General features: G+C 61.2%; 11 protein-coding genes. 2 read left to right on the top strand and 9 right to left on the bottom strand.

The genetic code is table 11. The features are described from left to right. Nucleotides 1-32 precede the first annotated feature (32 nt). Nucleotides 33-878, bottom strand: coding sequence for a class I SAM-dependent methyltransferase (locus J3R84_RS34395; RefSeq protein WP_057225794.1), 846 nt, complete (start codon nucleotides 876-878; stop codon nucleotides 33-35). Between the two features lie 135 nt (nucleotides 879-1,013). Here J3R84_RS34395 and J3R84_RS34390 point away from each other — a divergent pair, with 135 nt between their 5' ends. Then, entirely contained in the window at nucleotides 1,014-3,008 is a 1,995-nt protein-coding gene (locus J3R84_RS34390; protein WP_128090364.1) for a transcriptional regulator, read from the top strand. A gap of 58 nt (nucleotides 3,009-3,066) precedes the next feature. Then, nucleotides 3,067-3,729: a phytochelatin synthase family protein gene (locus tag J3R84_RS34385; protein ID WP_025430115.1), complete on the top strand. Its 663-nt coding sequence runs from the start codon at nucleotides 3,067-3,069 to the stop codon at nucleotides 3,727-3,729. 214 nt (nucleotides 3,730-3,943) lie between these two features. Here the strand turns inward: J3R84_RS34385 and J3R84_RS34380 are convergent, their stop codons facing one another. The 8 genes from J3R84_RS34380 to J3R84_RS34345 form a co-directional block, all read right to left on the bottom strand. Then, nucleotides 3,944-5,224 carry an SGNH/GDSL hydrolase family protein gene (locus J3R84_RS34380; protein WP_025430114.1) on the bottom strand — a complete coding sequence of 427 codons (1,281 nt, stop codon included), beginning with the start codon at nucleotides 5,222-5,224 and terminating at the stop codon, nucleotides 3,944-3,946. A 9-nt stretch (nucleotides 5,225-5,233) separates the two neighbouring features. Continuing rightward, entirely contained in the window at nucleotides 5,234-5,983 is a 750-nt protein-coding gene (locus tag J3R84_RS34375; RefSeq protein WP_025430113.1) for an SDR family NAD(P)-dependent oxidoreductase, read from the bottom strand. 18 nt (nucleotides 5,984-6,001) lie between these two features. Beyond that, nucleotides 6,002-8,326, bottom strand: a complete 2,325-nt coding sequence (locus J3R84_RS34370) for a heparinase II/III domain-containing protein (protein WP_084813984.1) — start codon at nucleotides 8,324-8,326, stop codon at nucleotides 6,002-6,004. Nucleotides 8,327-8,391: 65 nt separating this feature from the next. Then, a complete protein-coding gene (locus J3R84_RS34365) occupies nucleotides 8,392-9,960 on the bottom strand; it encodes an extracellular solute-binding protein (protein ID WP_025430111.1) in 1,569 nt (522 codons plus the stop codon). Between the two features lie 31 nt (nucleotides 9,961-9,991). Then, nucleotides 9,992-10,873: a carbohydrate ABC transporter permease gene (locus tag J3R84_RS34360; protein WP_025430110.1), complete on the bottom strand. Its 882-nt coding sequence runs from the start codon at nucleotides 10,871-10,873 to the stop codon at nucleotides 9,992-9,994. 5 nt (nucleotides 10,874-10,878) lie between these two features. Continuing rightward, nucleotides 10,879-11,808 carry an ABC transporter permease gene (locus J3R84_RS34355; protein WP_025430109.1) on the bottom strand — a complete coding sequence of 310 codons (930 nt, stop codon included), beginning with the start codon at nucleotides 11,806-11,808 and terminating at the stop codon, nucleotides 10,879-10,881. Nucleotides 11,809-11,816: 8 nt separating this feature from the next. Continuing rightward, on the bottom strand, nucleotides 11,817-12,929 hold the full coding sequence (locus J3R84_RS34350; protein WP_025430108.1) for an ABC transporter ATP-binding protein: 1,113 nt from the start codon (nucleotides 12,927-12,929) through the stop codon (nucleotides 11,817-11,819). A 27-nt stretch (nucleotides 12,930-12,956) separates the two neighbouring features. Continuing rightward, nucleotides 12,957-13,739, bottom strand: a complete 783-nt coding sequence (locus J3R84_RS34345; RefSeq protein ID WP_025430107.1) for a GntR family transcriptional regulator — start codon at nucleotides 13,737-13,739, stop codon at nucleotides 12,957-12,959. Nucleotides 13,740-13,816 lie beyond the last annotated feature (77 nt).

Genomic DNA, 13,816 nt, shown 5'->3' with positions numbered 1-13,816 from the left:
GCGGCGGTGACATGGTTCAACATAGCCTTGACTCAGAGCCTTGTAACAACGACTTCCTGATACTCGCTCGGCACCACCATGGTACCGCCATCGGCGCGATTGAAGCGTGCAACGAGCGCCAGCAGATCGGTAGCGAGCGCGTCCTGTCCCGCGGGTTCGAGGGCGGCGAAGGTCTTCAAAACAGGGCCGTAGAAGGTCCGGAAGACCTCAAGCCAATGCTCGGGCGACTTGTAGCGGAACACAAACTGCCGCGGCATTGCCGCAACCGAGGCGGACGTGGCCGGGAACAGTTCCTCGAGACGCGGGCGCGATCCCCAGAGCGCCGGCGAGCGGGCACCTGCCGGCGTTGGGACATGGCGACCGATCGTCTTGAACACCTGCCCGATGAAGCCATCGGGGGTCCAGTTCGCAAGGCCAATGGAGCCGCCGCGCTTGCAGACACGAAGGAGCTCGCCGGCAGCCCGCTCCTGATCGGGCGTGAACATCACGCCGAAAATCGAGAGCACAGTGTCGAACGACTGATCGGCGAAGGGCAGGTTTTCTGCATCTGCCTCCTGGAAGGTGATGGAGAGCCGGTCTGCCTTGGCGCGCTCACGAGCGCGCTCCAGGAGCGCAGGGACGTAATCCGTCGCGGTGACGTCGCACCAGCGCCGGGCGGCGGCAAGCGCACCGTTGCCGTTGCCAGCGGCGACGTCGAGCACCTTGGAACCGGCGCGCAGATCGAGCGCTTCACAGAGGCTCTCGCCAACAATTTGCAGGGTCGTGCCGACGACGGCGTAATCGCCTGAAGACCACGCGTTTTGCTGCCGGGCCTTGAGCGCGCCGAAGTCGACGGCAGGCTGGTGGTTCTGGTCGGCTAGAGCTGCGGATGTGGACATTTTTTCCTCCTTAAGGCAGTTTGATTGGGTCATGGTGCGTCTGTCACAGGCCTGTTTCGAGCATCTGATCTTCCGCGGCTTCTGGTTTAGGCAGAGAGCGTGGGAACCGGCGTGGGAGCCGGCGTGGTAATGACCATGGAACCTTACGGGCGAAGGCAGATCGACATGCCGTCGTTAACGCTCCGACTGCTCGGACCATTGGCAATTCGCCGTGAAGGCGTGGACGTGCCGTTGCCCGGATCGCGCAAGGTGCGTGCTCTTCTTGCCTATCTGGCGCTTTCGCCTCATCCCTCTGGAAGGGCTCAGCTTTGCGACCTTCTGTGGGATGTTCCCGACGATCCGCGCGGTGAACTGCGATGGTGTCTGAGCAAGATCCGGTCGCTGATCGGTGAGCAGCGCGTCCGTGCCAAGGGCGATACGATCGCCCTCGATCTGTCGGATTGCTCGGTCGATGCGATCGAGGTTACCGCAGCCCATCGACACGGCTTTAGGACGCTTGCACCGGAACAGTTGCGATCCCTGGCCGATCTTTTTGTCGGCGATTTTCTTGACGGCCTTGCGATTGAGCGCTGCCCGGCATTTGACAGCTGGCTGGCGTTCCAACGGCGCCGATTGCGCGATACCCATGCGGCTCTCCTCGATCACATCGTACAACGCGCCGGCCATGAGGAAGTGCGCAGCTATCTCGATCGCTGGATTGCCCTTGCCTCCTTTGACCTTCGTCCCCACGAGCTGCTGCTGCAAAGCCTTGCTGCCGACGGGCGCGTTCGGGAAGGAGAGGAGCACCTGGCAGCGACTGCCAAGCTTTTCGATAGTGAAGGCGTTGACAGCAAACCTCTTCGAGAGATCTGGCGCACGGCCAGGGCTCAGGCTGACGAGACGTTCATAGTGCATCCGGCGCCCGTCGCCGAAACGGCGCCGAGCGAAACAGCAGCACCTCAGACGCATCGCCGTGCCTCGATCGCCATCATGCCCTTCGATGACACGTCGCCGATGGCCATTCCGGGTGGGTCGTCGGATGCGCTCGTTCACGACATCATCACACGGCTCGCCCGACAGCGAAGCCTCAGCGTGATCGCCCAGGGCACCATGTTCGCCCTGCGCGACCGCCGGTACACACCGCACGAGGCTGGCCGGATGCTCGGCGTCGACTATGTCGTCAACGGCTCGTTCCAGCGCCTCGGAAGGCGCATCACCGTCTGCGTCGAACTTACGGAGGCGCAAACCGCCCGTATCGTCTGGGCCGAGGTCTTCGAGTACGATGCTGCGGAGACCTTTCTTCTGCTTGACGAGATCGGCAGTCGGATCGTCGTCACCATCGAGCGTGAGGTCGAAGCGCTTGAGAGCAACCGGGCAATCCTGAAGCCACCTAGTTCTCTCGATGCGTGGGAGGCGCATCACCGTGGGCTCTGGCACATGTATCGCTTCACCAGGAGCAACAATGAACAGGCCCAACACTTCTTCGAGACCGCGATAAACCTCGATCCGACATTCGCCCGCGCTCACGCGGGCCTTTCCTTCACCCATTTTCAAAGCGCCTTCCAGCACTGGGCGGATCAGGACGTGGAGGTCGAGCTCGCGTATCGGGCAGCCAGCCAAAGCATGATGGCCGATGACCGCGACCCGGCCGCGCATTGGGCAATCGGCCGAGCGCTCTGGCTGCGGGGGCTGCATGACCAATCCGTCGGCGAGCTGGAACAGGCGGTCGAACTCAGCCCCAGCTTTGCGCTTGGTCATTATTCGCTCGCCTTCGTCCAGGCTCAGTCCGGCGATGCGCAGGCAGCTATTGTGGCGGCTGATCTTTCGCGAAAACTCAGTCCATTTGATCCGCTGCTCTTCGGCATGCTGGCAAGCCGGGCGCTGGCACTCGTGCGCCTCGGACGCTTTGAGGAGGCCGCCGGCTGGGCCATCAAGGCTGCGGCTCGGCCGAATGCCCATGCCCACATTCTGGCGATCGCGGCGCTATCGCTGGCGCTCATCGGCCGGCTCGACGAAGGGCGTGGCTACGTGGCGTCGATCCATCATCGGTTTTCAGGTTACAGCCTGAGCGATTTTCTGACCGCGTTTCATCTGGGGCCCGAACAGCAGACGCTGTTTCGCGAAGGTGCAAGGCAGATCGGCCTCCATTGATGACATCTTGTCCCTGGTTCATTGTTTCTGATCGTCCTTGCATTGTGGGGATCAGACAATGAAACATCGGGTCGTGCTTGGCTTTGCGGCCGCCTTGGGTTTGCTCGTTGCGGCGACATTCGTCGTGCCTTCTCGGACCTCCGTTGCTCCCATAGCGATCGAGACATCTGTCATTCGCAGTTCAGATCTTCTCGAAAAAGCCTGGAGCCTCCCGGTCGCTTCTGCCTTTGACAAACGCGTCACGTGGCAGTCGAACGGTTCGCGGTGTGGACCTGCAAGCCTTGCAAACAGCTTCCGCTCGATCGGTGAGGACGAAACGACCGAGGCCGACGTCCTGTCCGGAACAGGTACGTGCTGGACGGGGTACTGCATAATGGGGCTCACTTTGGACGAGCTGGCTGAGCTTGCGCGAAAGAAGACGAGCCACCAGGTCACCGTGCTGCGGAACCTGACCGCCGAGCAGTTCCGTGAGCACATGACGCACGCTAACGATCCCGACCGTCGCTACATCATCAACTTCGATCGTAGGACGATTTTTGGAGCGGGAGCAGGACACCACTCACCCGTGGCGGGATATCTGGAGGCCGAAGATCTGGTGTTCGTCCTGGACGTGAATGAGCAGTTCAAGCCCTGGCTCATCGAGCGCGATCGTTTGTTTGCCGCCATGGATACTCTCGACGGTGATAGCAAAAGAGGCCTGCTTCAAATCGGCGGCCCCTGACCGCGTTGTCGCTTTCGCAGCGGGCGTGTCTGGATAGGCAGGTCTTCGAAGTCCCTCGGGGCACCGGGAATGTCCTGCAGACGGCGAACCGGTCAATCGGTTCGGCCTGCTCGACCGCAGGCGGGCGTTACGACCATATGCGGAGGTCACTCTGCGATGTAGAGTCTCAAGCATTGATTGCTTACCATAAGGCAGGAAGCGTGTCCCAGATGGTTTAGCGGTGCCAGCCCAGGGCGGGCGGGTCGACCTGGCGTAGTTGCGGCGTGGAGAAACGCATCGTTGCCGGGCGCCCAGATGAGACAATGCGCAGGTTGAGCGCGAGCCGAAGCCTCTGGGATGGCGTTTTGATTTTGATCGGCGGTGTCCTCAGCATGCCTGACCATGCCTCGGTCGGATAGGACGCGAGGTTGCCGTCACCGAGATCGAAAGGTGCAAGCGCCTGTGCCGTCAGACCTTCCGGGCCACAGTCTTCAAGCACAAGGGAGATGTCCCGCCAGCCATCATGCGCGTCGACCTCGACCGCGCAGCTCGCCCGGACCCAGGCGCCTGCCGGCAGCGGATTGATGAAACCTTCCGGCAAGATCTCCAGGACGCAATGGCCGCCTTCCAGACTGATTTCTTGCCAGCCTGCCGGATGACCGGTGCTGCTTACGGCACGGCTGGCCGTGACGTTGCAATCGGGCGGCGGCCCCGCAAACGTCTTTGCGTTGCCCGGAAGCGGATCGGGAACAAAACTTCCGAGGGGATTGTGAACCGGGTCGAAACGATCGTCCCGCGCCCACCGTTCGGGAACGTGCGGAGCAAGCAGCCCGCGGAGGTACTCGGCCAACGCCTTGCCGACGGCATGACCGCCCGGCACAGAAAAATGCGTGCCGTCATCGGAGAATCCGGCGTGTGGAACGCCGTCCGCGCTATGCCAGTCGACCCAGGCGCTGTTCCAGTCGAAGATGTGGCAACGGGGTCTTCGGGCCGCGAAGGCACGGCTCTTCTGGTTGATCCATTGCGCCTTGGCACGCTCCGATCCGCCGGCCGACCATTTTTGCGTCCCGCGGGCAAGGATCGGCAGCAGGATGACCAGCTTGCCGGCATCGAGCAGGCGGGACACGATCGCCTCGCGGATCGCCTGAATGGTTTCCTTGGTCTCCACCATCATGTCGTTGGTTCCCGCGTCAACGATGATGAGGTCGAAATCAAGCGCAAGGACCTGGTCGATCCGGTTGGCGATATCTAGGGCCTTCTGGCCTGAGACACCGGCGTTAAGGCCACCGAAGCCGCGCGAGTCACCCACCCGCCCGCTCGGCTCCCATCCAGGATGTACGCGTGGGTCGTGGAAGACGGTGATATCGAGCTGGCCATGGGTCAGCACCTCCGCCCATGTCGACCAGCCCCTGGCCGACGATCGGATATGCCGCTCGCCGGCATCGTGGTTCTGCTGGACGAGCGAGGTCCCGAGCAGGGCGACCCTGCTCCCATGGATCGGAGATGTGACTGTCATGTTCTGGTCCTACGAGAAGAACGTGCCGCCATTGACGTCGTAGCTGGCGCCGGTGATGAAGGCAGCCTCGTCGGAGACGAGGAACGCGACCAGACTTGCGACCTCGGCCGATTGTCCCTCGCGCTTGAGCGGTGTCGCTGCCGCAACCCGCTCGCGCACTTCCGGTTTCGTGAAGGTGTCGTGGAAAGCCGTGGAGATCATGCCGGGGCAGACGGCGTTCACCCTGATCTTCGGGCCGAGTTCCTTCGACAGGCCACGCGTGAACGTCATCACGGCCCCCTTGGAGGTCGCGTAGGCGACGGCGCCGGGACCGCCGCCGTCACGGCCGGCCTGGGACGCGAAGGTGACGATCGAGCCTCCTTCATTCATGGCGGGCACCGCGGCTTTGGTTGCATTGAACAACGACGTCAGATTGACGTCGATCACTTCACGGAAGAACGCCTCGTCCATCTCGGACAGCGTCTTGCGGGCGATGATGCCGCCGGCGACGTGCACGAGGCCATCAAGCCTGCCGAATTCCGACACGGCCTTGTCGACCGCGGCCTGGGCATCCGCCGCATTGGTCATGTCCGCTCTAAGTGCGACCGCCTTGCCGCCCGCCGCATTGATAGCGCCGACGCTCTGTTCAGCGCTTGATGCCGAGCCGAAATAGGTGACGACGACCTTTGCGCCTTCCTTGGCAAGTCGCTCGGCGCAGGCCTTGCCGATGTCGCGTCCGCCGCCGGTGACCAGCACGACTTTGTCTTTCAGTCCGTTCATGGAAATATCCTTTCGTGATCAGAAGTTCTTTGGGATGACGATGCGCAACTGGTTGTCGTCGACATCGGTGAAGTAGATGTCGGCGCTGAACCCCTGGTCGTCGATGAAGTTAAAGACCCGCCGCGGCTCATCGAGCGAATAGGGAACGAGCAGGGTGACGAGGGTGTGCTTGCTCGCCGACGGCAGGCTGGCCTCGATATGGTATTGGGTATCCATGCCCTCGACGTCGGCGGGATCGATCCCTTCGAAACCTTCGACCAGGCGAACATTGGGCGGGCCGGAGGTCGAGTGGACGAACTGCCCGTAAAGGCCGGCGCGCTCTCCGGTCAGGCGGAAGCTGTTGGTGCCGACGTCCATCGGTCTTGTCGCATGAAACAGCCATTGAACGGGCTTTGGACGGGAGCACTCGACGCGGTCGACGAGCACAACGAAATCGCTTGCGGTGAAATAGACGTCGCGTTCGGCGCGCAACACGTCAGGATCTGCGGCCCGGTAGGCCGCCGTCGCATCGCCGCTGATGAAGACATGGGACGGCTCCTCGCGCACGGTGACAATCCGCCCCCCGGCCTTTTTTGCAATCGTCTTATCGCCGTCGGCATACTGACCTTTGCCGTCGATGAGGATGGCGTTCTTGGAAATGGTCTGGCGCCGCCAGTTACGGTGCATGGTGGAGTTGAAGGCCACATAGTAGCCGCTCTGGATGGCCAGATCTTCGCCGAAGGCATAGAGCAGGAAAGCGTTCTGGTCGCCATGGCTGTGGCTGAGCGAGCCGAAGGTGCTGCTCTTGAACAGAAACTGGATATGCCGCGCAGGGTCGTCCATGTATTTCTGGATGGCGACCCAGCCGATATCCTTGAACCATTTCACTGGTGGCAGGTCGCTTGGCGCCTGGGCCGTGATCTGCGGATAGTCGTGGCGATAGACGAGATCGTCGAAATTGAGATCCCACCAGCCGTAATTGTAGAACTCCATCTCGGTTCCGGCGGCGTCGGCCTTAAGGCGCTCGTAGTACCACTGGTAGTAAGGATTGCCGGTGACGCCTGCGAACTGGCGGACATTGTAGCCGACCTTTACTCCCGGCGGGTCGCCGAGGGTGGAATCGTCTCCGAAACAGGCGCGACGGGTACCCGGTGCCTTGGTGTAGAGCGGGAAGTCGCCGGTCTTATGGAAGAACGGCCTCTTGTAGAGGTCGACGTCCAGGAAGTTCTTGATGAGGTTGGCGGCCTCCGTCAGGTAGGCGATGCCTGTCATCCAGTAATGCGGACCCTCGGCCCACCCGCCATCCGCGTCGCCCCATGGGGAGTAGAGTGTGAACAGGAATTCGATCGTATAGTCGAGCCAGCTTTCCGCCTCGTCGCTTTCTCCAGCAAGAGCGATGCAGGCGGCCGTCAATGCGGCCGATAGCGAGCGCACGGCGTGACTGTCATAGGGGAAGACATGGATGCGCGCACGCCACAGGACATGATCGGCAACTTCGCGCGTCCGCGCCAGCAGGACGTCGCGGACCTCCGTCCGTTCCGTGTCGTCGAGATGATCCCACAGCCAGTCGTAGCCCCAGGCGAGTGCGGTGACGACGCGGAAGGCTGCCTCGTCGTTGTAGGAACGCGCGGTGGCGCCCGTACGATCCCATCGCGCGATCGCCAGCAGCCATTCACGCGCCCTGGTGATCAACGCGGGATCGTCGAGAATTACGCCGGCGATCGCCAGATGGCGCACCGCGTAGATGGCTTCCTGGCAATCGATGTACATCTGCCGCCAGAGTTTCGCGACGCGCACGTTGTTGGGGTAGAGGGCAGGCTCTGCGATGAAATCGCGCGTGAGCCATGGCGCGACAGACTTGTCGAAAAAACCCTGCCAGCCGCAATGATCGGCATCTGCCTCCAGGCGTTCGCGAAAATCACCGACTTCGCTCGGACCGAGCCAAAGTCGGGGATGGCGTAGATCCGCAGCCTTCCAGCGGACTTGCGCGCGCGGCAGCGGTGTTTCCGGCAAGCCGGGCAGGATCTCGAATATTCGAACGCTGCTCCAGGCGGACACAACGGTTTTGGATGCGCCATCCCATAGCGCGAAGGCCCAGTGATAGACGCCGGGCTCGAAGGTTACGTCCGGCGTGAAGAAGTTCCAATTAAGGTCTTCGAACAGCAGCGTATCGGCCGGTGGAAAGGATGGATTCCGGGACACCTTGAGGGCATAGCGGGCATTGTCGTCCAGCGCCGGCAGCCAGCTGAAACGCGGCGGGTTCTCCTGGATGGCGGAGCCGTTCGGCTGATAGGTGATCGTCAGCGTGCCGGGTTTCGGCTCGTCGAGATAATGCAGTCGTGGGGCTTCGTCAGCTTTGGGCATCGAAAATGACGTCCTTTAACAAGTCGGGGAGTGAATAGGGCGCGGCCGCGCCGCGCCCTGATGTGTCAGTTCTTGGCGTATTGGCGGTCGTAGGCCGTCTGCATGACCTTGATGACCTCGGGCAGGCCGAGCTGTTCGAGGCGAGCCTGATAGGCATCCCAGGAGGCGTCGACATTCTGTGCGCCGAGCACGAAGGTCTGCTGCATCTCGGTCATGTATGTGAGCAGGCTCGGCCAGTACTTGTCGTAGACCGCCCGTTCCTCGGCGCTCATCGAGACGCCGGTGAATTCGGGCTGCAGCAGGCCGGGTTCCGTCTCGTACATGGCGATCCCGTCGAGGGCCATCTTGTTGGTCCACTGCTGTTCGGACGGGTAGGAGGCCCAGTAGCCGCGCGGCACGCCGGCGCCGATCTCCCACATCTGGGCGTTCACCGGCTTTGGGTTCTTGAGGACGCTGTCCTTGTAGACAGGTTTGCCGTCCTTCATGTCGTAGTTGACGCCCTCGACACCCCAGTTGGAGAGAATGCGACCCTTTTCGGAGAACCAGAAGTCGAAGTACTTGATCGTCTCGGCGGGGTGCTGATTGGTGTAGGAGATCGCCCAGCCGGCAGGCTGAACGGTCGCACGCCGACTGTCCTCGAAGCGCTTTCCCGATACCGTTTTCGGTGGCAGCATCGGTGCGAAATTGATACCGGGAACGCTGTCCTTCAGAGCCTCGGTATAGTTCGAGGTGCTGGCGAACCAGTCATGGGTCATGCCGCCGATATTGTTACCGAGCATGTATTCGCGAACGCGTGCGCCGCGAGTAAAGACTTCCGTGTCGATGAGCCCTTCGCCAAACCACTGGGCAACCTTTGAAATCCCGGTCTTGTAGTTTGCCGTCGTCCACGGGTGGACGATCTTGCCGTCCTCGACCATGAAGTCGCCGTAGCGTTCCGACCCCGAGACGCGCGCATCCCACATGTTGATGAGCCGCACGGCTTCGATCGGCTCGCGGGCGAAATAGGGAACCTCGTCCTTCTTGCCGTTGCCGTTGGGATCCTTCTCGCGAAATGCCTTGAGCACAGTGTAGAGCTCGTCGACATTTTGCGGTTCCTTGAGACCGAGCTTCTCCAGCCAGTCCCGGCGGATGAACCAGGCGCGCGAATACTCTCCCTCCGGAACATAAGGGATGAAGTAGATATGCCCATCGGGCGCGCTGATGGCGCGGCGCACCACGGGATGATCGTCGAAGAACTTCTTCAGGTTGGGGGCGTTTTCGGCGATCAGGTCGTCAAGCGGCAGGAAGGCGCCTTCCATCCCGTAGCGGATAAAGTCGTCCTTGAGGCCGCCTGTCACATCTCCTCCCACGATATCAGGCAGATCGCCAGACGCCATCAACAGGTTGAAGGCGTCGCGGCTGTTGCTGGTGGCAAGCGAGGCCACGTTCTTGACGTGGATTCCGGTCCATTCCGCCGCTTTCTTCTCGACGGGCCAGTTCTCCGTGTAGACGTACTTGTCGCGGAAATGGAAGTGGATCGTCAGTTCGAGCGGATCGTCGACAATCTTCGTCGACGCGTCCTCGGCGGCGGCGCTGCCCAATTGCAGAAGCGCACAGGTGGCAAGTAGCGAAAGCCTTTTCCCAAAACGTCTCATTCCATTTCTCCTCCTTGAACAGAACTGGCCGTTATTCCTTGACCCCACCAAGGGTGATGCCCTTGTTGAAGTATTTCTGGATGCTCGGATAAATCAGCAGCACCGGAATGATCGAGGCGATCATGATCGCGGCTGTGACGGTTTCGAATGAGTAGCGCGAGCTCAGCAGGCTGCTGGCAAACTCGTCGTTGGCGGTGAGGTCGACGATGATGCGCTTCAGGTAGAGTTGGAGCGGGATCTTTTCCTCGCCGCGCAGCAGCACCATGGCCCAGAAGTAGCTGTTCCAGCGCGAGACGATGCAGAACAGACCGACGGTGATGATGGCCGGCTTGGACAGTGGAATAAATACCTTCCAGAGCAGCTGCCATTCGCTGGCGCCGTCCATCTTCGCTGCTTCCTCGAAGGATTTCGGCACGGACTCGAAGAAGTTGCGCAGCAGGATGACGTTGAAGGCATTGCAGGCGAAGCCGATGATCAGGCCGAAACGCGAATCCAGGAGGCCAAGGTCGCGCATGTTCAGGAAGAAGGGGATCATCCCGGCATTGAACCAGAGGGTGAATGCCACCATCAGGTTCAGGAATTTGCGTCCGCGCAGCCTAGCGCGTGACAGCGCATAGGCGCCGGGGATCATGATCGCCAAGCTGACCGCGGTGCCGCCGAACGTGTAGATGAAGGTATTGCCGTAGGCGATCCAGAACAGTCGGTCGGACAGCACGAATTCATAGGCCGCAAGCGTCAGGTCCTTGGGAAACAGAATGACCTGCCCGGAGGTGACCGCCGCACCTGACGAGATCGATACCGCCAGCAGATAGATGAACGGATAGAGGGTCGACAGGACGAACAGTCCGATCAGGGCCGCATTCGCATATCCGAAAATACGATCGCCGCGCGAGTATAGGCTGAAAGTGGCCATGACATTCACCAGAGCGAGGTTGATGAGACCTTCCGGCTGATCCGGTTGGCCGTGAAGACGAGGGCAAACGCGATGACCGCGTTGAACAGGCCGGCGGCAGTCGCCAGGTCGTACTGGGTTCCCTGCAGGCCGGTCCGGTAGACATAAGTCGAGACAACGTCGGCGGTGCGGTAGGTGGCCGGTTGGTAGAGTAGGATGATGTATTCGAAACCGACCTCGACCAGGTTGCCGATGCGGATGATCAGCATGATGATGATCGTCGGCAGAATGCAGGGCAGGGTGATGCGCCACATCATCTGCCAGCGCGAGGCGCCGTCGACCCGGGCGGATTCGTAGAGTGTCGGGCTGATACCGGCGATGGCAGCGAGATAGACGATCGATTCGAAGCCTGCCTCCTTCCAGACGTTGGAGCCGATGAACACCGTTCGGAACCATTCCGGCTGTGTCAGGAAGTAGATCGGATCGAAGCCGAGGCTGGACAGCACGAGGTTGACCACGCCCGTGGTTGGCGACAGCAGGTTGATGACGATGCCTGCAACGATCACCACCGAAATGAAGTGTGGAAGGTAGACGACGGTCTGTGAGAAACGCCGGCCGACTTCGCTCTGCAGCTCATTGAACATCAAGGCCAGGATGATTGGCACCGGGAAGGCGAAGATCAGCCCCAGGCCGCTGATGGTGATCGTATTGATGAAGGCGCGGATGAAGATCTGGTCATTGAGTAGCGTCCGGAAATTTTCGAACCCGACCCAGGGACTGCCGGCAACGCCACGGAACGGGCTGAAGTCCTTGAAGGCAATCTGCAAGCCTTCCATCGGCTTGTAGAGGAAAAGCAGGAACCAGACGAGCATCGGCAACAACAACACATAAAGCTGCCAGTCTCGGCGAAGATCCTCCGCCAGGTCCTTGATATGCTGGGCGATCTTCGATCCCATCATCTGCCTCACGCCTGTCCGTTGATGGCTTTGCCGGTCTCCACGTCGAAGACATGAAGTCTGGCGGTGGGGATCGCCAGCCTGGCGACATCCGACAGGCTTCTCCCGTCCACGGGCGTATCGACCTTGGCGACGACCGGCTGGCCGCCGATCCTGCAATGAAGCAGCGCTTCCGAACCGAGAGGCTCGACGAGGTCCACGGCCGTCGCTATCTCCTGGGTGTCGGCCCCCGGGCGGCCGACTTCGATATCGAGGTGTTCGGGACGCAGGCCGACGAGAACTTTCTGGCCGGCGCGCATGCCGGCGGCGATTGCAGCCGGCATGCGGAACTGGACCGGAACGTTGCCGTCGACGCAGGCAACGGCAGCGCCGTTTGCCGCTTCCACGCGCGCTGCCACGAGGTTCATGGGCGGCGATCCCAGGAAGCTCGCAACAAACGCATTGGCCGGATTGAGGAAAAGCTCCATGGGCGAGCCGACCTGTTCGACGCGTCCGCCATTCATGACGACGATGCGGTCGGCAAGCGTCATGGCCTCCACCTGGTCGTGCGTCACGTAGATGCTGGTGACGTCCATGCGCTTGTGCAGCCGCTTGATCTCCGCGCGCATCTGGGTGCGCAGCTTGGCGTCGAGATTGGACAGCGGCTCGTCGAACAGAAACACCTGTGGCTTTCGCACAATCGCGCGACCCATCGCCACGCGCTGTCGCTGGCCGCCCGAAAGGTCCGCGGGCTTGCGCTTCAGATAGGGCATCAGATCGAGAATGGCGGCCGCCTCGTTGACAGCGGCTTCGACGACGTCGTTCTTCTCGCCACGGACGCGCAGTCCAAAGGCGATGTTTTCCGCGACATTGAGGTGCGGGTAGAGCGCGTAGTTCTGGAACACCATGGCGACGTCGCGATCTTTCGGCGCGACCCGGTTGACGACGCGGCCACCGATCGAGATCGTGCCATCTGAAATGTCTTCGAGCCCGGCCACCATGCGCAGGGTCGTGGACTTGCCGCAGCCCGACGGTCCGACCAGAACGACGAACTCTCCCGGTGATACCGACAGCTTGATGGAGTGCACGACTTCGAGTGCGCCGTAGCGTTTCACTACGTCGTTCAGTTCAACTGCAGACATTTGATTCCTCCCGCCGGCGCGAACCCCTTAGGTCAGGTTGCGCCGCGGCCTCCGTTTTTCTGTCGTTGTCGCATTGATCGATTCAATGTAGCTCCACAGCTTCGGGTCGCGTGAGAGCTCGGTAATCTTGCTTTCGAGCGAGCCGAGGTGTCGGCTCATTGCCGCCACGGCCGCATCCGGCGAAGCTTCACGAATGGCATCGACGATCGCCCGATGTTCCTCGATGACTTCTGCAGTGCGGCGAACGCCGAAGACCATCTTCAAATGGCGCATGCGATCGATCTCGCCCTTCGCCTGGTTGACGAAGGTCCACACACCGCTCAGACGCGCGGCTGCGAAGATGGCTTTATGAAAGCTCTCGTCGAGCTCGAAGAAATTCGTGTAATCCTCGCCCTCTACGGCTGCAATCTGCTGGTTGAGGCAGAGTTCAAGGCGGCCGAGATCTTCGAACGTGTGGCGCTTGGCCGCCTCTGCGGCCGCTCCGGCCTCCAACCGAAAGCGAATGAAGCACGCCTCGATATAGCGCTGGACCTCGATCGTCGCGACAAACGTGCCGCCCTGCGGCACGACCTTGATCAGGCCTTCCTCCGAGAGGCGGATGATCGCTTCGCGAACCGGTGTCTTGCTGACGTTGAGGATCGCGGCGACCTCCTTTTCCGGCAACGCGCGGCCAGGCAGCAACCTCACCTCGACGATCAGTTGCCGAAGCAGGCGATAGACCTTTGACGTCGTGTTGCCCGCACCCTCGATCAGGGACGGCCGAAGGAGCTCGTCAAGTGGAAGTGCCGGTATGGTGACAATCTCAGACATATCTATCCGCTAACTGATATCTTAGTTGCAAGATTGATGTCTTAGAGTGCGATTGTCAACCGTAAATAATTTTGTCG

It is taken from the genome of Ensifer canadensis (assembly GCF_017488845.2).
GTDB lineage: Bacteria > Pseudomonadota > Alphaproteobacteria > Rhizobiales > Rhizobiaceae > Ensifer > Ensifer canadensis.
Note: the sequence above shows the minus strand (reverse complement) of the source record. Positions and strands in the feature narration are given on the sequence as shown.